At 36.0% G+C, this 19,371-nt stretch carries 20 protein-coding genes; 12 read left to right on the top strand and 8 right to left on the bottom strand.

The window, feature by feature from the left end:
- The first annotated feature begins 128 nt into the window (after positions 1 to 128).
- Positions 129 to 521, top strand: a complete 393-nt coding sequence (locus tag AC3IS6_RS04180; protein WP_489163785.1) for a helix-turn-helix domain-containing protein — start codon at positions 129 to 131, stop codon at positions 519 to 521.
- A gap of 459 nt (positions 522 to 980) precedes the next feature.
- Here the strand turns inward: AC3IS6_RS04180 and lepA are convergent, their stop codons facing one another.
- From lepA to AC3IS6_RS04155, 5 genes are all read right to left on the bottom strand, one after another.
- Positions 981 to 2,777 (bottom strand): translation elongation factor 4, encoded by a 1,797-nt coding sequence (gene lepA / locus AC3IS6_RS04175; RefSeq protein ID WP_173965098.1) that lies wholly within the window; start codon positions 2,775 to 2,777, stop codon positions 981 to 983.
- Between the two features lie 262 nt (positions 2,778 to 3,039).
- Positions 3,040 to 3,711: a hypothetical protein gene (locus AC3IS6_RS04170; protein WP_489163783.1), complete on the bottom strand. Its 672-nt coding sequence runs from the start codon at positions 3,709 to 3,711 to the stop codon at positions 3,040 to 3,042.
- Between the two features lie 7 nt (positions 3,712 to 3,718).
- The gene (locus AC3IS6_RS04165; RefSeq protein WP_489163781.1) at positions 3,719 to 4,711 is read right to left on the bottom strand and encodes an alpha/beta fold hydrolase; all 993 of its coding nucleotides are present in this window, start codon (positions 4,709 to 4,711) and stop codon (positions 3,719 to 3,721) included.
- 115 nt (positions 4,712 to 4,826) lie between these two features.
- Positions 4,827 to 5,927 carry a helix-turn-helix domain-containing protein gene (locus tag AC3IS6_RS04160; protein ID WP_489163779.1) on the bottom strand — a complete coding sequence of 367 codons (1,101 nt, stop codon included), beginning with the start codon at positions 5,925 to 5,927 and terminating at the stop codon, positions 4,827 to 4,829.
- A 133-nt stretch (positions 5,928 to 6,060) separates the two neighbouring features.
- A complete protein-coding gene (locus AC3IS6_RS04155) occupies positions 6,061 to 6,600 on the bottom strand; it encodes a CvpA family protein (RefSeq protein WP_489163777.1) in 540 nt (179 codons plus the stop codon).
- Between the two features lie 242 nt (positions 6,601 to 6,842).
- Here AC3IS6_RS04155 and AC3IS6_RS04150 point away from each other — a divergent pair, with 242 nt between their 5' ends.
- The 3 genes from AC3IS6_RS04150 (at position 6,843) to AC3IS6_RS04140 (ending at position 8,898) form a co-directional block, all read left to right on the top strand.
- Entirely contained in the window at positions 6,843 to 7,199 is a 357-nt protein-coding gene (locus tag AC3IS6_RS04150) for a hypothetical protein (protein WP_264525631.1), read from the top strand.
- Positions 7,200 to 7,308: 109 nt separating this feature from the next.
- Positions 7,309 to 8,328: a phenylalanine--tRNA ligase subunit alpha gene (gene pheS / locus AC3IS6_RS04145; protein WP_489163775.1), complete on the top strand. Its 1,020-nt coding sequence runs from the start codon at positions 7,309 to 7,311 to the stop codon at positions 8,326 to 8,328.
- A gap of 162 nt (positions 8,329 to 8,490) precedes the next feature.
- Positions 8,491 to 8,898 (top strand): hypothetical protein, encoded by a 408-nt coding sequence (locus tag AC3IS6_RS04140; protein WP_489163774.1) that lies wholly within the window; start codon positions 8,491 to 8,493, stop codon positions 8,896 to 8,898.
- Between the two features lie 237 nt (positions 8,899 to 9,135).
- Here AC3IS6_RS04140 and AC3IS6_RS04135 read toward each other — a convergent pair whose 3' ends face one another.
- The 3 genes from AC3IS6_RS04135 to AC3IS6_RS04125 form a co-directional block, all read right to left on the bottom strand.
- Positions 9,136 to 10,131 (bottom strand): NAD(P)H-dependent glycerol-3-phosphate dehydrogenase, encoded by a 996-nt coding sequence (locus tag AC3IS6_RS04135; RefSeq protein ID WP_489163772.1) that lies wholly within the window; start codon positions 10,129 to 10,131, stop codon positions 9,136 to 9,138.
- A 329-nt stretch (positions 10,132 to 10,460) separates the two neighbouring features.
- Positions 10,461 to 11,618, bottom strand: a complete 1,158-nt coding sequence (locus tag AC3IS6_RS04130; RefSeq protein WP_489163770.1) for an iron-containing alcohol dehydrogenase — start codon at positions 11,616 to 11,618, stop codon at positions 10,461 to 10,463.
- 167 nt (positions 11,619 to 11,785) lie between these two features.
- The gene (locus tag AC3IS6_RS04125; RefSeq protein ID WP_489163768.1) at positions 11,786 to 12,547 is read right to left on the bottom strand and encodes a type 1 glutamine amidotransferase domain-containing protein; all 762 of its coding nucleotides are present in this window, start codon (positions 12,545 to 12,547) and stop codon (positions 11,786 to 11,788) included.
- A gap of 85 nt (positions 12,548 to 12,632) precedes the next feature.
- Here AC3IS6_RS04125 and AC3IS6_RS04120 point away from each other — a divergent pair, with 85 nt between their 5' ends.
- The 8 genes from AC3IS6_RS04120 to AC3IS6_RS04085 all read left to right on the top strand — a co-directional run bounded on the left by AC3IS6_RS04120 (position 12,633) and on the right by AC3IS6_RS04085 (position 19,254).
- Positions 12,633 to 13,538: a LysR family transcriptional regulator gene (locus AC3IS6_RS04120; RefSeq protein WP_489163766.1), complete on the top strand. Its 906-nt coding sequence runs from the start codon at positions 12,633 to 12,635 to the stop codon at positions 13,536 to 13,538.
- Between the two features lie 67 nt (positions 13,539 to 13,605).
- Positions 13,606 to 13,962: a PKD domain-containing protein gene (locus AC3IS6_RS04115; protein ID WP_489163764.1), complete on the top strand. Its 357-nt coding sequence runs from the start codon at positions 13,606 to 13,608 to the stop codon at positions 13,960 to 13,962.
- A 115-nt stretch (positions 13,963 to 14,077) separates the two neighbouring features.
- Positions 14,078 to 14,770 (top strand): NUDIX hydrolase, encoded by a 693-nt coding sequence (locus AC3IS6_RS04110; protein WP_489163762.1) that lies wholly within the window; start codon positions 14,078 to 14,080, stop codon positions 14,768 to 14,770.
- A gap of 74 nt (positions 14,771 to 14,844) precedes the next feature.
- A complete protein-coding gene (gene prs / locus AC3IS6_RS04105) occupies positions 14,845 to 15,678 on the top strand; it encodes a ribose-phosphate diphosphokinase (protein ID WP_489163760.1) in 834 nt (277 codons plus the stop codon).
- Positions 15,679 to 15,760: 82 nt separating this feature from the next.
- The gene (gene ybiA, locus AC3IS6_RS04100) at positions 15,761 to 16,288 is read left to right on the top strand and encodes a riboflavin biosynthesis intermediates N-glycosidase (protein ID WP_489163759.1); all 528 of its coding nucleotides are present in this window, start codon (positions 15,761 to 15,763) and stop codon (positions 16,286 to 16,288) included.
- 41 nt (positions 16,289 to 16,329) lie between these two features.
- Positions 16,330 to 16,884: an RNA 2'-phosphotransferase gene (locus tag AC3IS6_RS04095; RefSeq protein WP_489163757.1), complete on the top strand. Its 555-nt coding sequence runs from the start codon at positions 16,330 to 16,332 to the stop codon at positions 16,882 to 16,884.
- 43 nt (positions 16,885 to 16,927) lie between these two features.
- Positions 16,928 to 17,770: an ADP-ribosylglycohydrolase family protein gene (locus AC3IS6_RS04090; RefSeq protein WP_489163755.1), complete on the top strand. Its 843-nt coding sequence runs from the start codon at positions 16,928 to 16,930 to the stop codon at positions 17,768 to 17,770.
- Positions 17,771 to 17,778: 8 nt separating this feature from the next.
- Positions 17,779 to 19,254: a nicotinate phosphoribosyltransferase gene (locus AC3IS6_RS04085; RefSeq protein ID WP_489163753.1), complete on the top strand. Its 1,476-nt coding sequence runs from the start codon at positions 17,779 to 17,781 to the stop codon at positions 19,252 to 19,254.
- Positions 19,255 to 19,371: the final 117 nt, after the last annotated feature.

The raw sequence follows: 19,371 nt of genomic DNA, 5'->3' as shown, positions 1-19,371 counted from the left end.
GTATTTTTGTTTAGGAGGCAGATCAGGCGAATTGTTTGTCAGAAATTAGTTTTGCCTGTATTGTACTGCGTAAAAGCTGTATCATACAATTGTCGTAATTTTTTATTCATAATTATTATCTTTGAGCCATGAGTATCGTAACAAAACCAAATCATATAGGGCGAAAAATTAGCCGTATTCGTGAATTAAGAGACATGAAGCAGGAAGCTTTGGCACAAGCTTTAGGTGTAAGCCAGCAAACGGTATCTACAATGGAGAATAGTGAGACTGTTGATGATGAAAAATTAATAGCAGTGGCAAAAGTTCTGGGCGTAAGTGTTGAAGCAATTAAGAATTTCTCTGAAGAAGCTGTGTTGAATATTATTGGTAATACGTATCACGATAATGGTATTGTTAATGCTGGAGTTAATAACAGTTGCAATTTTAATCCTCTTGATAAAGTGGTAGAATTGTACGAGAGATTAGTTCAATCTGAAAAAGAAAAAAACGAATATTTAGAGAAGTTGTTAAAATCGAAATAAGTTTTACACAAAGGTTATTGCTGAAATGTAAAATAACAGAGGAACTGTCTCAAAAAAATATATGTTTCGCTCCGCTGGAGCTTTTTGATGCTGGGAAATTACATTTTCTATACATATTTTGCTCCGCTGGAGCAGTTTGAGATAGAAAAAGTAATAGTTCTTTTTGAGAAAGATTTTAATTGATATAAAACAAAGGGGCTGACTCATTTATGAGTCAGCCCCTTTGTTTATTTAGATAATTGGCATTGTTTGCTCCGTTGGAGCAAAATATTTATAGATAATAAAAAGCAGTAGGGGAAAAGCTCCAGCGGAGCGGTATATAGTTGTTCTATTCTATAGATCAAAATCTTATCTGTAAAAAAAATCTTCGGAAGGGGTGAAAACAAAAAAACCTGACAATTTTCATCATCAGGTTTTCTCTATATTCTTTGTTCTTTACTCTATTCTCTCAAAAAAAGCTTAGTCGTTCAATTTCAAAACAGCCATAAACGCCTCTTGTGGAATCTCAACGTTTCCTACCTGACGCATACGTTTCTTACCTTTTTTCTGTTTTTCAAGAAGCTTACGTTTACGAGAGATATCTCCACCGTAACATTTTGCGGTAACGTCTTTACGAAGTGCTTTAATCGTTTCACGAGCGATAATTTTCGCACCAATCGCTGCCTGAATCGGAATGTCGAATTGTTGTCTTGGAATCAGCTCGCGTAATTTCTCGGTCATTTTTTTACCGATGTTGTAAGCGTTGTCTTCGTGAATCAAAGCAGAAAGTGCATCCACAGTTTGTGCGTTCAAAAGGACATCCAGTTTTACCAGTTTTGAAGTTCTCATTCCAATAGGAGAGTAGTCAAAAGAAGCATAACCTTTAGAAACTGTTTTTAAACGATCGTAAAAATCGAATACAATTTCGGCCAATGGCATGTCAAAATTCAGCTCAACACGTTCTGTTGTCAAATACGTTTGATTGGTAATTTGACCACGCTTTTCGATACACAAACTCATTACGTTTCCAACGAAATCGGCTTTTGTAATGATAGTTGCTTTTATAAAAGGTTCTTCAACACGGTCTAAACGAGAAGGTTCAGGCAAGTCTGAAGGATTGTTTACAACAAATGCAGTTTCGGGATCTTTTTTGGTATAAGCCAAATACGAAACGTTAGGTACAGTAGTAATAACCGTCATATCGAACTCACGCTCTAAACGTTCCTGGATAATTTCCATGTGAAGCATTCCTAAGAATCCGCAACGGAAACCAAATCCTAAAGCAGCAGAGCTTTCCGGAGTAAAGACTAACGAAGCATCGTTTAATTGCAATTTCTCCATAGAAGAACGCAAATCTTCATAGTCTTCGGTATCAACAGGATAAATTCCGGCGAAAACCATTGGTTTTACATCCTCGAAACCTGTAATCATATTGGTGGTTGGTGTTTTGGCATCTGTAAGAGTATCTCCCACTTTTACTTCTTTGGCTTCTTTAATTCCTGAAATTAAATAACCAACATCACCTGTAGAAATTACATTTTTTGGAACCTGATTTAGTTTTAAAGTTCCCACTTCATCGGCAAAATATTCATTGCCGGTAGCCATGAATTTAATTTTCTGTCCTTTTTTGATTTCACCATTCATCACTCTGAAGATAACCTCGATTCCACGAAACGGGTTGTAATGTGAATCAAAGATCAATGCCTGTAATGGTTCGTCAACATTTCCTTTTGGAGCAGGGATTTTTTCGATAATAGCAGCTAAGATATTCTCAACACCAAAACCAGTTTTTCCAGAAGCATGAATAATATCTTCTAATTTACATCCTAATAAATCGATAATATCATCACTGACTTCTTCTGGGTTAGCACTTGGTAAATCTACTTTATTCAAAACCGGAATAATCTCAAGATCATTCTCTAAAGCCAGATACAAGTTCGAAATGGTTTGTGCCTGAATACTTTGAGCCGCATCAACGATCAAAAGAGCACCTTCGCAGGCCGCAATAGATCGTGAAACTTCGTATGAAAAGTCAACGTGACCGGGAGTGTCAATTAAATTTAAAATATATTCCTCGCCTTTGTAAGTGTATTCCATTTGAATGGCGTGACTCTTAATGGTGATTCCACGCTCACGTTCCAGGTCCATGTTGTCAAGCAATTGTGCTTTTTCTTCACGAGCTGTAACGGTTTGTGTAGCACCCAATAAGCGATCTGCCAGTGTACTTTTACCGTGGTCAATGTGTGCAATAATGCAAAAGTTACGTATCTTCTTCATTTTAATATGTCAATTCTCTAAACGAGTTTAAGTAATTTCCGGGTATAAATTTGCACTGTAGCAATTGCCTTAGAGCATGTTATTAAGCCGCAAAGATAGCGCAAAGTTTTGGATTCTGGAATGTTGATCTTCGATAGTTGAATTCTGAATTTTAAAATGGCTTTTAAAATGTTAAAATATACTGTGATTTTCTCTAAAAAGAGAGGAGAAATAGAACCCAACAGGTTTTTGAAACCTGTCGGGTTTAGTGTAATTAACCAAATCATTCTAGTTTTAAATTATACCCCAGTTGAAAGTATAGTGGAATCAGTGGTTCTGTTTTAAAATCCTGGGTAATTACTTTTCCCAGTCGTAAAGTAAGGTCACTTCGGCGAAAGGAATATCCGGCTTGTATGCCATAGTTGAAATTGCCTCCGGTTGACGGTTCATACCAACCATTTTTTACGTCGGGGTAGACTTCTTTATAAACTGCCGAATTTTTAAAATGAGTAACAATCGCTTTGTCAAAACCAAATTCTCCGGCGGCAAACCATTTTGGTTTGTAATAGCCAATAATCGCAGTTGCATCGGCGCCAAAGTTTTGTAAGGTGACTAACGGATTTTCGTACCGGCGATAAATTCCGTGAATGGCGGCATTAAAACGGAAATGATTCAGTTGGTAAAGATTCAGTTGTCCTCCAATTTTACTTTTAAAATCATCCGGGATTGTTTCGCCTGATGGTAAGGAAAAAGATGCTTCGATTACAATTGGCAGTTTGGTTTTGAGATGGTAACCGTAAGCAAGTCCGTAAACAAAACTATGTTCCCAGCCGGCATTTATATTTAGAATGTGTTTTTGATTCTCTTTAAGATTTTCCCAGTTTATAGTTTGAGAATAGGTTTTGGTTAGGAAAAGAGATAAGATAAAGGTAATTATTACTAGTATTGTTTTCATTGCCTGGTTATTTTAGTGCGTTTAAATAGTTGAACACTAACGGATGTACATTTTCCCATTTGAAATAAATCATTTCGTGTCCTGTTTCTTTTACTTCCGCTATGGTGGCATTCGGGAAAAAAGCGGCTTCTTTTTGAGCAAAAGACAAACCGTACGATTGATTGAACTCACCGTATAAAAAGAAAACTTTGGTTTTATACTGACTTAGGTTTGTCGTAAAGTCAAAGCCATTATTTTCGGCGATATCGGTAAAGCTTTCTAAGACCGTTGTTCCGATCCTCCAAAATGGTGATGGTCCCGGAATACCTTCTTTGTTGCCTTTTGCATAAGAGAAACTCGTAGAAATGCCAAATTTGTAATCGAGAATCTCATGCTGGTTTTCTTTTCCCGTCAAGAACTGATCGACATACAGTAAATTACTAGTGGCTTCAGAGAATAGTTTTATTTTCCGGCTCATTTCGCCATAATCGTCTAATAGTTTTTTGTTTAAACCTCCCGGTTCTGCCAGAATGACCCCATTGATGGCAGTTGGGTATTGGTTGACATAAGCCGCGGCGAGCATGGCGCCCCAGGAATGCCCAAAGAGAAATATTTTTTGAGTGCTGGTTTTTCGGTAATATTTTATGACTTCGGTAAGATCATCGAGTACGAGTTGAATTGAGTACGTGTTTTTGTCATGTCTTTTGGATAATCCGGAACCTCTTTGATCGTAAAAGATCACATAATAGCCTTCATTGGCGAGTTGTTTTACATTCAAGGCGCTTCTATAGTCTGAGCCGGGACCGCCATGCAGGAAAACAAGCATTGGGTTGTTGGGATTTCCGAAAGCCTCAGCGTGTAGCTGCGTTCCGTTTATAAAAATAGAAGGGATAGAGGCATCCTGATCGACAGTTTTGGGAACTAAATTTCCAAGCCCCTGAATGTCATTTTCATTTTCGCATCCAATAAAAAAGAAAATTGAAACAGCGATTACGGCTGAGTAAAGTACTTTGGTTTTCATTGCATAAATTGGTTTAAATTTCTGCAAAGATGCACTGTGGTACTATGCTAGTCGCCCCAACTTGTAAGGTGGTTCCAGTTTATAATTCAAAAACCTGTCGGGTTTAAAATGAAAATTATTTTAAATATTCAGAAGGAGAAAGTCCGGTTTCTTTTTTGAAATTTCGGTTGAAAGCCGTTTTCGAATTAAAGCCACATTCTAATGCGACAAACAGGAAGGTGAATTTTTGATTTTCGGGTAAACGGATTGTTTTTTTAAACTCCTCAACACGTTGGAAGTTGATGTAATCGTAAAAATTTTTCTGTTCGACCGAATTGATGACCTGCGAAAGTGTATTTGGATGAACGCTTGTCCTCTGGGCCAGCTCGGTTAAAGTTAAATCGGCATTTTTGTAGAGTTTTTCATCGTGCATAATCTGAGTCAGCTTCTGATGAATGGTTTGAAGTTCTGTAGTGGTAAGGCCTGATTTTTCGTATTTAATTTTTTCAGATTGATGGGCAACAGTGGTTTTTTCTGCTACTGAAGTCGTAGTTAGGTTGTTTTCGGAAAAGGGTTGGTTTGTAAAAATCCCAACTTGTTTGACGCCGAAATATCCAATAAAGATCAAATAGAAAACGACAACCGAAAAAATATACTGATCGTCAGAGAAAATGACCACGATCCAGATGATGCTGGATCCGATAATTAAATAGCGCAGCCAGGTCAGGTTGATTTTTTCGGTAAACGAAAATTGATTGTTGATGTTCTTACGGTGTTTTACGAGTTTCTGCAAGGAAAGTAAAGCATAAACAATTCCGGAAAGGAGTATTGCGGCATACAAAACAGTGATCAGGGTCTCGTATCCCTTTCCTTCATTTTTGAAAACAGTTACTTTTTCGTCGAAAGACAAATTATAAAAAGGTGTCAATACCAGAATGGCAGCTAGAAAAGGAATAAAATGTAAAAGATTAAACTTTTTATAGCGATTTTGGTTCGTTAAAGCCGAAGTGTATAAAAATAAAAAAGGCCCCTGAACTAAAGGCATCGGAAGCTCTAATCCCAGTAAAAAAGGGAAGTCGCTATAATCATTTTTGTAATGAAGATAGAACAGGAATAAATGAAAGCCGGTAAAAAACAGCCAGAGTGCCAGAATTTTGTCGGCCTCAGTTTTGTTCCTTTTGCTTGCCAGTACAACAACCAGAAAAAAGGTGATTATAATGCCGGTTAAATACAACATACAGGTTTTGATTATAAATTAAATCGGTTGTTGGAAATATCAGGCAAGATAATTTATTTTACGCAATTATCTGGGGTCGAGTTGTTTTGAAAAAACTACTGTTTTTTAGTTGTGAGGTATAATTACAGGAATATTACTCCTCTTTAGATGTTTCTTTAGACGTTTCGGCATGAATGTCTTTAAATTCCTCATACCATTTTTCGACAGAAGGATAAACGAAAGCCGCTACTTTTTTAACCGGATTGTAAAAAATAGAATGGTCTAATGTTTCTTTTTTGGCAAAAGTATTGTTGAAATTGATTTTCTCAAAAAGAGCGATAAAAATACTCATGATCAGAATCGTTTTTAAAATTCTGAAAAAGCCTCCGCCCAGTTTATTGGCCCATCCCAGAAAAGCAAAATCAGCAATTCCGGTAAGGATTTTGGCTAAAAAATAAACACCTATAACCACTAATATGAAAGTCAGAATGAAAGCAGTAATTTGTATCGTATTCGGATTCCATGAAACGTGTTTCATGATAAGTTCTTTCATAAAAGAAGAGAATTTAATGGCGATATAAATTCCCAACAATAAAGAAATGAAAGAAGCAACTTCGACAAAAAGTCCGTTTTTAATTCCTTTATATAAACTAAAAGCTAAAAGAGCGGCCACAATTATATCAAAAAAACTCATATTTTGGTGTGTTTAAAAAAAGCGCAAAGATATACTTTTTTAGGTTCGGAGGTTCAGAGTGGCAAAGGTTCAGCCGTTTTTTGGAGTTCTTCTTTTCTAAGTGTTTAATTTTTTTAGGTGCAATGTATTGAACTGTGTATCTTTGCAACTCAAAATTTAGAGTTAAGATTGTAGTTCTGTCCCCTTCAGAATTAAATTTTTCAACAATCTAAGATCTAAAATCAACAATCTAAAATCATACAATGTCCAGAGATACACAACTAAAAGAGCGATGGGAAAAGCTCGTCGATATACTGTCTAATCAATTCTCGCAAGGAGAAGACTTAGATTTAGATGCCATAATTTATTTAATCGGAGTTCAGGAACTCGGAAAAGTACACCGTGAATTCAAAAAAGATGAAAAATTAAACCTGATGCACATCGCTATTTGTCGATTATTAGAACCATACGGGTTTTATGAATTTGACTTTTTTGATGCCGACGGATGGCCACATTATAAAGTAAAAGAAGAATTACCTTCGTTAAAAGCAGGAGAACAATCGGTTTTGATGAAAGAAGCCATTGTGAATTATTTTTTAGAAAGAGAACTTATTGACTAGTTTTTAGTTGCGGTCCCCATTTTTGTAAATATAGTTCGCCGAAAACTGCAATTGCGACTGCTAACTTTTAACTAAAATTACGTAAATTTGCACCTTCAAAGCAAGACTGATGATAGACAAGATAAAAGAACATATAGAGGAAGCCAAGGCCTTTAATGATAAAAATAAAGAATCTTTAGAGCAATTCCGAATCAAGTATTTAGGTAGTAAAGGATTAGTTAGAGAACTTTTCAACGAGTTTAAAAATATTCCAAATGACCAGAAAAAAGATTTTGGAGTAGTAATGAATACCTTAAAAACTGCTGCAGAAGAAAAGGTAAAAGCAATTCAGGAAGAGCTGGAAAGCAAGCAGGAAGTAAAAGGAATGTTTGGTGATTTAACGCGTGCAGCAGAGCCAGTAATTATTGGTTCACGTCACCCGATTTCAATCGTTAAAAATCAGATTATTGATATTTTTGCCAACATTGGTTTCAATGTTTCCGAAGGTCCGGAAATCGAGGATGACTGGCATAACTTTACCGCTTTGAATTTACCGGAATACCATCCGGCGCGTGATATGCAGGATACTTTTTTCATTCAGACAAATCCTGATGTGTTGTTGCGTACGCATACATCATCTGTTCAGGTGCGTTATATGGAAAATCATAAACCGCCAATTCGTACCATTTCTCCGGGACGTGTATTTCGTAACGAAGCCATTTCGTCACGTTCACACTGTATTTTCCATCAGGTAGAAGGTTTGTACATTGACAAAGATGTCTCATTTGCTGATTTGAAACAGACCTTACTTTATTTTACGAAAGAAATGTTCGGAAAATCGAAGATTCGTTTACGTCCGTCTTACTTTCCGTTTACAGAACCAAGTGCTGAAATTGATATTTATTGGGGTTTAAAAACCGAAACCGATTACCGTATCACTAAAGGAACTGGCTGGTTGGAAATTGGAGGTTGTGGAATGGTAGATCCAAATGTTCTTAAAAACTGCGACATCAACCCTGACGAATTCAACGGTTTTGCTTTCGGAATGGGAGTAGAGCGTATTGCGATGTTACTGTATCAAATTGGCGATATCCGTATGTTTTATGAGAATGATGTTCGTTTCTTAGAGCAGTTTAAAGCAAATATTTAGGAGCTATTTCCTGCTGTCCGCTGTATCTTTTGTTTTTTAAAGAAAAAAACAAAAGGATGCCGCTTCCATCAGGGCTATGACTTTACGTTATAAATTACCTTTACAATAAACAAACCTTTGTTGAAGCTTCAGGCTTTGACAAAGGTTTTTAAAATTTAATAGATGAAAAAAGACATAACAATACCGGAAGTAGAAAATGTATTCGTGGCCGCCGTTCAGGAATGGAGCGACGATTTTATGGAAAAGGTGTGGTACGCCTACCTGGTAAACGACAGTGATTTTAATTTAGACAGCGTTATGGTCGTTTCAAAAGCATTTGGAACAATCGATGGAGAGATGAAAAAAACGTCTGTTCTGCGTCATGCATTTGTTGAGGTTCCTTCGGTTTCGGTTGTGAAAATCGAAATGGTAGAAAAGAGCTTACTGGTATTAAATAACGAGTTTATGGTAACGTTTTTTATTGGAAATACTTTGTACGACAAGAAATTTACTTTTAAATCAAACCTAATCAACGAAAACGATACGGAGGAAGTGCCTATTTTGTTTGTTGAAGGAGTTATGGTGAAGTAAGTAGAGTGGAGTGCAGATTTGTACAGGCAAGAGCAAAGAGGCAAGAATATAGAATAAAGACTATAGATTGTAAACTTGGTTTGCCAGATAAAAAAAGAGTCAAGACAGAACTAAAATTCATCTTGACTCTTTTTTTTATTTTAATATATAGAAATCTAAACTTTGACTTCTATATTCTATTCTCTATATTCTTGCCTCTTTGCTCTTGCCTCAACAATCTATCTTCTCTAAAAAAAACTAATCCAAAGACTCCGTTAATTTTTTGAAAACCGTTTTTGCATCTTTACCTTCGTATAAAACAGCGTAAACAGCATCGATAATTGGAGTTTTAGCACCGTAACCCTGGTTTAGTTTATAAGCGCTTTTAGTAGCGTAATAACCTTCGGCAACCATGCTCATTTCCATCATGGCACTTTTTACGGTGTAACCCTTTCCAATCATGTTTCCGAACATTCTGTTTCTTGAGAATACAGAATATCCTGTCACTAATAAATCACCCAAATAAGCCGAATCATTGATGTTACGTTTCATTTTGTGAACTTTTCGGATAAACTTTTTCATCTCACGAATTCCGTTACTCATCATAACCGACTGAAAGTTATCTCCATAACCTAAACCGTGTGCAATTCCTGCTGCGATGGCGTAGATGTTTTTAAGCATTGCTGCATATTCGGTACCAATGATATCATCAGAAATTTTGGCTTTGATGTAATTTCCGGATAAATGTTTTGCGACAACATGTGCTTTATCAGGATCACCGCAAGCGATTGTTAAGTACGAAAGTCGCTCTAATGCTACCTCTTCAGCATGACATGGGCCAGTAATTACACCAATGTTGTAGTACGGAATGTCGTATTGAATGTGAAAATGTTCTCCAACGATCAAACTCGTTTCAGGAACAATTCCTTTAATTGCCGAAAAGATGATTTTGTCTGCCAATGAAACCGTTAAGTTTTTTAATTCTCCATCTAGAAAGGCAGATGGGATAGCAAAAATCACATAGTCGGCATAAGCCACAGCTTCATTAATATTGTTGGTCAGTTTAAGTTTTGTAGTGTCAAATTCAACCGAACTTAAGTAGTTTGGATTGTGTTTGTATTTCTGAATGTGCTCGATAGCAGCATCATTACGCATGTACCAGGCAATTTCTGAAAGATTTACACATAACATCTTTGCAATTGCTGTTGCCCAGCTTCCTCCTCCAATTACTGCAAATTTTAAATTTTCGCTCATTATTTTAATAATTTAAAGCAAAAGTACTTAATAATGTAGTAATAATACAAAATCTCATTTAAGAAATTTAGAAACCGCCATTAAATGCAATGGTTTCCAGAAGGTTTAAAATTAAAAAGAAAATATTTTTCGGTATGCACAATAAAAAGACAATCAATACGTTGTAACTATTTATAAATTAGAATTTAATGAGTTTAGCAAGAATTGAGTTAGTTAATTTTGTTTTAGTATTGTAAAAAGGCGTTCCCCGAAAGTGAGAACGCCTTTTTTGTAAAATTCCAAATGAGCTTAAAGTTGGAATTTGGATTTTTTTATTTTGAATTTATGGCTTAGTAGCTCATTTCAACAATCGATTTTACTTTTTCTAAAGTAATCAGTTGTTTTTCTCCCAAACCTTTCCAGCCTCTTTCGTTAAAACGATTTACGATAAAATCGGCTGTTTTGCTGTAGTCATCCGTGTATTGAGAAAGTTTAGTGTCCATTCCCATGGTATGGAAAAAGGCAACGGTTTTATCGATCGCTTCTTTTGCGACTTCATCATCAGAACCCGTTAAGCTGAAAATTCTTCTGCCATATTGTGCGAGTTTTTCTTTTTTGGTATCAAACATTATTTGGTACAAACTTGGTCCGATAATCGCCAAAGTTCTCGCATGATCAATTCCGTATAAAGCTGTTAATTCATGACCAATCATGTGTGTGGCCCAGTCTGAAGGCACTCCTTTTTGAATCAGTCCGTTTAAAGCCATTGTACAGCTCCACATAAAATTAGAAGCCAAAGCATAATCGGTTGGATTTTCGACTACTTTTGGGCCAACTTCAATTAAGGTTTGCAAGATTCCTTCGGCGATACGGTCTTGTAAATATCCTTCATGCGGGTAGGTCAGGTATTGTTCCATTACGTGTGTATACGCATCCACAACACCATTTTGCAATTGTCTTTTTGGTAATGAAGCAATTACAGTTGGATCACAAATTGAAAATTTAGGAAAAAGGGCACTTCCGCCAAAAGCCAGTTTTTCCTGTGTTGCCTCGATGGTAATAACAGCTCCTGAATTCATTTCGCTTCCCGTTGCAGGTAAAGTCAAAACAGTTCCAAAAGGCAGAGCGTTTTCTTTAATAAGCAAACGTTTTTGCAAAATATCAATCGGATCTCCGTCGAAATTCACAGCTGCTGAAATGAATTTCACACCGTCGATTACAGAACCACCGCCGACAGCTAAGATGAAATCAATTTTTTCAGCTTTTATAACGGCAACCGCTTTCATTAAAGTTTCGAAATGTGGATTGGGTTCGATTCCGCCAAATTCTACAATATCAAAGCCTTTTAAGTTGTTGATTACTTGTTCGTGAATTCCGTTTTTAAAAATACTTCCACCACCATAGGCCAGTAAGATTCTGGCATCTTTAGGAACCAAAGTAGAAAGTTTTTCAATTTGTCCTTTTCCGAAGATTAAATTCGTCGGATTGTATAATTCAAAGTTTAGCATTTTTTTAGAGTTTCTAAGATGCTAAGGTGCTGAGGTACTGAGTTTTTTTTGTTTATAATCTTAGTAATTCATAACCTTATGATCTTTGTTGTTTTATTGTTAAATGATTAATTTTTTTCTTGCCAGTAATCTTAGGACCTCAGTACCTTCGAATCTTAGCGCCTTTTTTACTTTAACTGTTGTAATAATTTTCCAGCCACTAATTTAGACGAAGCCGGATTTTGTCCTGTAATTAAAAGACCGTCCTGAACAGCATAAGGCTGCCAGTTGGCCTCTTTCGAAAATTTAGCGCCGTTTTGTGTTAAAGCATCTTCCAGTAAAAATGGAACTACTTTGGTTAAGCCCACGGCTTCTTCTTCGGCATTTGTAAAACCGGTAACATTTTTGCCTTTCACTAAAAAGACACCGTTAACTTTTACATTTTTTAAAACTGCCGGAGCGTGACAAACAAAAGCAACAGGTTTTTTATGGGTATAGAAAGATTCGATTAAGGCAATCGAGCTTTTATCTTCTACCAAGTCCCAAAGCGGTCCATGACCTCCCGGATAAAAAACAGCATCATAATCTTTCTGGTTGATGGTTGAAAGTTTGTGCGTGTGTTTTAATTTTTCCTGTAAAGTTTTATCGGCATCAAAACGTTTAGTGTCTGCGGTTGCCGATGCCGGATCGGCACTTTTAGGATCAATTGGCGGCTGACCTCCTAAAGGCGAAGCAATCGTAATTTCGACCCCCTGATCTAATAATTCATAATAAGGTGCAGCGAATTCTTCTGACCAGAATCCCGTTTTCTCTCCGGTATTCCCCAGTTTATCATTACTGGTTACAACAAATAGTACTTTTTTGGCACTTTTTTTCGTTGATTTTTGAGCTATAGCTGAGATGCTAAAAGCACTGAATGCTATAATCGTAAGTAAGGTTATTCTTTTCATAAGTTTAAATTTTGATCAAATTTACGGTTAAAGTGATATCAGTAAAAATAAAATAAACTATGTTTGTTATAAATATATTTATGTCATGGTGAATCTGGAGTGGTACAGAACCTTTAAGGCTGTATATAAAAACGGAAATTTTTCTATCGCTGCAAAAGAGTTATTTATGAGTCAGCCTGCAGTTAGCCAGCAAATCTCAATGCTGGAAGCCCATGTTGGGAATAAATTGTTTAACCGAAAGTCAAAAGGCGTAGAACCAACGGAATACGCTAAGTTACTCAATAATTTAATCATAGATGCCCTTGACCGGCTTGAAAATGTAGAGAGTACTTTTCGCGCAAAAGCAGAGGATGCTACCCGATTAATTTCGGTTGGTATTTCGAGGAATCTTTTTAATTGTATTGGAAATCTGCTGATTTCTAAGTTTGATTTGATCGATTTTACTTTTGCAGAAAACGATGTGCTCTTTGAGTTAGTTGATGCTAAAAAACTTGATTTTGCGATCACAACTAAAAGGTATGATACGTTTGATACGATCTATGAAATTGTGGGTAAAATTAAGCTCATAATGGTAGCGCCGACAAGTTTGGATGCCACTGAATTTCGTCAGAAATTAAAATCAGATAATTATACAGAGGTAGAACAGTGGCTCAATGAGCAAAAGTGGTACAGTCATGATGCGAGAATTCCGCACATAAAATTATTCTGGCTGCATGCTTTTAATAAAAAAAGACCATCGATGGTACCCAATTACATTATTCCGTCTGAATCTGAAATGCTCCGCATGTTATCCGATAATGAAGGAGTTGCTATAACCTGGAATTGTAATGCGAGAAAATATATCAAAGAGAATAGATTGCAATTGTTGTGGAACAGTTTTCATGTACCGGAAGTATATGTGTTTGTACTGACCGCTAAAAACAATAATTTGAATTCGTTTTTTGAAATTATCTCCAAAGAGTTAAAATTGTTTTTTGGTAACCGATTATGATGAAAATCATTGTTTTCTGTATTTTTATAGAATATTTTTGGTAGATAAATTCTTAAAAATTTTAAAAATGAAAAAGATAGTATCAATTTTAATGTTTGCTCTGGTATTTTATACGGCTAACTCCTGCAGCAAAAATGACGCTGAGGAGATTGTAGATTGCCTGGGAGAAGCAATTTTTGTAAAACTACATAATTCAACTGATGCTACTAATCCGAAATTAATGAACTATTCCGTTGGATATAGCGGAACGGGGACTTTAGTGGGGGTAAAGTGGACATTTGGAGACGGTACAACCGGAACCGGAACTAGTACTACGCATATTTACCCGGCAGCAGGAACGTATGAGGTTAAAGCAGAGGTTACTGTTGCGAAAAATGGTGCTGATTGTACTTCTATTCCAAAAAGAACAGTAACAATAAATTAGACAGACCGAAAGAAAAAGGATAATGATGAGAGTCAGTTTTATGATTTATTGCTTAGACGATAGATTATAAAATTGGCTCTCATTCGTTATATTTGTGAGATATGATTTTTTAGATATGGAGAATTTTCAAAATATTCGAATTGCGGTTGATGCCATTGTGTTTGGATATAAGAACAACAGTTTGTATGTACTTTTAATTGAGCAAAAGTTTGGCTCTGCCGAAAAGTATTGGGCTCTACCAGGCGGTTTAGTAAAGCACTATGAATCTTTAAGTGAAGCGGTTATTAGAGAGCTGCATGAAGAGACCAATGTTCAGCTTACTTATATGGAACAGCTTTATACTTTTGGAGATGATATTAACAGAGATTCCAGAAATCGTGTAATTTCCGTTGCTTATTATGCTTTGGTCGATGCTTCGAATCTCGAAATTAAAGCGGATACCGATGCCGAAAAGGTACAATGGTTTAAAATAGATGCAATTCCGACTTTAGCATTCGACCATAACTTAATACTTGAAACCGCTATAAAAAGATTAAAAGCAAAACTAACTTACGAGCCCATTGGTTTCGATTTACTTCCGGATGAATTTTTGTTTTCGGATCTTGAAAATCTTTATTGTACTATTTTAGAAAAGGAAATAGACCGAAGAAACTTTAGAAAAAAAATCCTTAGTTATGGCTTTTTAGATCAAACAGAACATTTTTCTCCAATAAAAAGTGGTCGTCCGGCAAAACTTTTTAAGTTTAATAAACTGAAATACAATGAATTAATAGAGGGAGGTTTTCATTTTGAGATAAAGTTTGCGTAATTTTTACACAAAATAAATTGTTTATTTAAAATTTAATTCTACATTTGCGTATAATTAACGCAAATTATAAAACTATGATACTTAACCTAGACCCAAAATTCAATCCTATTGTTAATCAGGAAGAAATCAAATTTCAAAGTTTTACATTTTCAGGAGGAGAGCCTCATATCAAAATTAATCCTGATTTTGACACTACACAAAAAGTAACAATTACACACCGATTAAATTCATTCAACGATTTAGGTTTATTGTGCATCACAGTAGACGCACTGCGCAGAATGGAGGTTAAAGTAATTGATTTGTTCATTCCGTACTTCCCGGCAGCCAGACAGGATCGTGTAATGATTAAAGGCGAATCTTTATCTGTAAAAGTATATGCTGATATCATCAATGCACTTCAGTTGAATAAAGTTTTTGTTTTTGATGCACATTCTGAAGTTACTCCTGCATTGGTAAACAACTGCGAAGTCATCCCAAATCATACTTTTATTGCAGCAGTTTTAAAAGTAATTGGCGAGAACGTAAAATTGATTTCTCCAGACGGTGGAGCTTTGAAGAAAATCTACAAAGTTTCTGAATTTTTAGGCGGAGTTGATGTTGTAGAATGCAGCAAAAGCCGTGATGTAAAAACCGGAAGATTATCTGGTTTCAAAGTATATGAAGACGATCTAAACGGAATGGATTGTTTAATTGTGGATGATATTTGTGACGGAGGAGGAACTTTCGTAGGACTGGCTGAAGAATTAAAAAAGAAAAATGCAGGAAAATTATACCTGGCCGTAAGCCACGGAATTTTCAACAAAGGCTTTGAAGTTTTAGATTGCTTTGACGCTATTTTTACCACCAATTCAGTAAAAGATTTCGAAGGCGAAAGCGTTCAGGTGATTGGATTGGATCAATTAGTTTAGAAAGTTTCAAGTTATATAGTGAACTTGAAAACTGAAACAAAAAAACAAAGAGATCACTTCTTTGTTTCAATAAATAGAAAAAATGAAATACAATATAAATACTATAGCTCCGGAAAGTAAATTTTTATTTTTTTGGGGACACCAGCCAACAATAGACGGAAACATTTCGAAAACCTGTTTCAGTCAGTGGTGGTTAAGTGCTTTTACCGTTGATAAAGTGACTTACAAAACTGCAGAACACTGGATGATGGCAAAGAAGGCTGAATTGTTTAAAGATAATGCAGTTTTAGCAAAAATTATTAAAGCCAATTCTCCTGCCGAAGCTAAAAAGTTAGGAAGAGAGGTAAAGAATTATAATGAAACGCTTTGGTTGGCTGCTAGATTTGACATTGTGAAAGAAGGCAATTATCATAAATTCAGTCAGAATCCTGAGTTGAAAACTTTTTTACTAAATACAAACGACAGAATTATTGTAGAAGCCAGTCCGGTTGATGCCATTTGGGGAATTGGTATGGCTGGTGATCACAAAGATGTTTTGAATCCTCCTAAATGGAAAGGCTTGAATTTGTTAGGTTTTGCTTTGATGGAAGTTAGGGATGAATTAAGATAGGTATAGGATTGTTGAAAGAGAGAGCTTAAGAAACTATTGTCATGAATGAAAAAATAGCTAAAAGTGTGAGTAAATTTCTGAGTCTGGTACTCAGGCATTCACCTGAGACAATCGGATTGAGATTAGACGAGAACGGTTGGACAGATGTTGAAGAATTGATTCTAAAATGTAATAACAGAGGAAGTCAAAATCAAATGACTGTTGAACTTTTAGATTACGTAGTAGAAAATAATGATAAAAAACGTTTTGCTTTTAATGAAGATAAAACGAAAATCAGAGCAAGTCAGGGACATTCGATTTCGGTTGAGCTGAACCTGAATGAAACCGAGCCTTCAGAGTTTTTATACCACGGAACAGTTGGAAAGTTTATGGAAAGCATAAAACTTGAAGGCTTGCAAAAAATGAGCCGTCAGCATGTACACCTTTCTCAAGACAAGGAAACTGCGATAAAGGTGGGAAGCAGACGAGGCGTTCCGCAGATTCTGACCGTAAGAAGCGGTGCCATGTACAGAGACGGATTTAAATTTTATTTGTCCGAGAATAATGTTTGGCTGACTGCTGAGGTGCCGGCAAAGTACATAGGATTTAAATCGTAAAAAAGTATCAGACCCATTTTTAAATTATAAAACACAACTCATTATGATACTAGAAGCAGCAATAGGCGATGCATACGGTGCAGGTTTCGAATTTAGGGATCTGGATTTTATTGCTCAAAATAATGATTTAACCCAATATCATAAACGCGGACTTTATACCGAAATTTACAAAAGATATACAGACGATACTCAGATGGCGATCGCAATTTCGGAATTGCTGTTAGAGGACGAGAACTGGAACGAAGTAAAAGTTGCGGATAAGTTTGTTGAGGTATTTCACAGAGATAAAAGAAGAGGTTATTCAGACAGGGTTTACAATGCATTGGATGCCAGTAAGAGCGGAATTGATTTTATCAAAACAATCGATAAAGGAAGTAGCGGAAACGGATCTGCCATGAGAGCTTATAGTATTGGCTATTTAAAGGACATTGATCAATTGATGCAGTTCTGCGAAATTCAGGCAAGAACTTCCCATTATACAGTCGAAGGGATCAGTTGTGCGAAGCGTATTGCGTTGGCTGTTCACTACTTTAAATACAATTTAGGGGATGGATCAACCCTGATACCATTTTTAAATGAAACGCTAAAGGAAAATGAAATCTACAGGATTACTTCGCCAATTGACATGCACGGTTATCCAATGACGCAAGCTGTCATTAAAATCGTTTCGGAAGCAACTTCTATGAAAGATTGTCTAAAAACGAGTATAGATTATGGTGGAGATACAGATACTGTTGCCGCCTTATGCATGGCGATATTGAGTAACAAAGAAAATTGCGATAAAACCTTGCCTTTGTTTTTATACAATGAACTGGAGAATGACAAATTCGGAAAAGACTTTCTTAGCGAACTGGATTTAAAGCTAAATAATAAATTTAATAACTAATAAATTTTATGAACCCATTATTATTAACCGACGGTTACAAAGTTGATCACAGAAGACAATATCCGGATAAAACCACATTGGTATACTCAAACTGGACACCAAGAAAATCAAGAATCGAAGGTCTTGATGAAGTTGTGTTTTTTGGATTACAATATTTTATCAAAAAATATATTATTCATGATTTTGAGGCTGATTTTTTTAAACAGCCGAAAGAAGAAGTGGTTAAAAAATACGCTCGTAGAATTAATAATTATTTAGGTGAAAATCAGGTTGGAACCAAACATATCGAAGATTTACACGATTTAGGATATATTCCGATGGTATTTAAAGCTTTGCCAGAAGGGGTAAGCGTACCTTTAAGAGTGCCAATGTTTACCATGTACAATACACTTCCGGAGTTTTTCTGGCTGACGAATTATTTTGAAACCTTATTGTCTGCAGTAGTATGGCTGCCTTGTAACTCTGCTACGATTGCTAAAGAATATCGAAAAGTATTGGACAAATTTGCCGACGAAACCTCTTCTGTTCCTGAATTTGTAGACTGGCAGGCACATGATTTCTCTATGAGAGGAATGGGAGGAATTGAAGCTGCAATTACTTCTGCTGCCGGACATTTGTTGAGCTTTACAGGTTCAGACACCATTCCGGTAATTGACTTTTTTGAAGAATATTACAATGCTAATTCTGATACCGAATTGATTGCAGGTTCAGTTGCGGCAACGGAGCACTCTGTAATGTGTATGGGAACAACTGAAGGAGAGTGCGAAACTTTCAAAAGATTGGTGACAGAAGTATATCCAAAAGGAATCGTTTCTATCGTTTCGGATACATGGGACTTATGGAAAGTGCTTACCGATTATTTACCACGATTGAAAGAAGAAATAATTGCCAGAGAAGGTAAAGTTGTTATCCGACCTGATAGTGGTGATCCGGTAGATATTATTTGCGGTAATCCAAACGGAAAAACCGAAGAAGAGAAAAAAGGGGTAATTGAGCTGCTTTGGGACGTTTTTGGAGGCGTTGTTAATGCAAAAGGATATAAAGAGCTTATTCCTCAAATTGGGGCTATTTACGGGGATAGTATTACAGTAGACAGAGCAACTCAGATTGGAGAGAGATTAAAAGAAAAAGGTTTTGCTTCTACCAACGTTGTTTTGGGAATTGGTTCATTCACGTATCAATACAACACCAGAGATACTTTTGGTTTTGCGATGAAAGCCACCTATGGAGAAGTTGACGAAGAAGGAAGAGCTATTTTTAAAGATCCGATCACGGATGACGGAACTAAAAAATCAGCCAAAGGATTGATGAAAATTGATTTGATTGATGGTGTATATCATTTAACGGATAATGTTTCCTGGGAAGAAGAAAAACAGGGCGAATTGAAAGAAGTTTTCAGAGATGGAAAACTTTTAGTAGATCAGTGTTTAGCAGATATTAGATCTCGAGTTAAAATTAATAGTATTGTTGCAGATACTTATTAATTGAGTTACTAAATCCCAGAGGGATGACAGATCTATAGTTTTGATGATACATTGATTCCGATGCTCCCCCTCGGGGTGACATGGTTTTGATGATGGAATTAGAAATCGAAATATAGT

It is taken from the genome of Flavobacterium sp. KH_035, assembly GCF_057839565.1.
The sequence above is the reverse complement of the archived record's forward strand: the minus strand, read 5'-3'. Positions and strand labels throughout refer to the sequence as shown.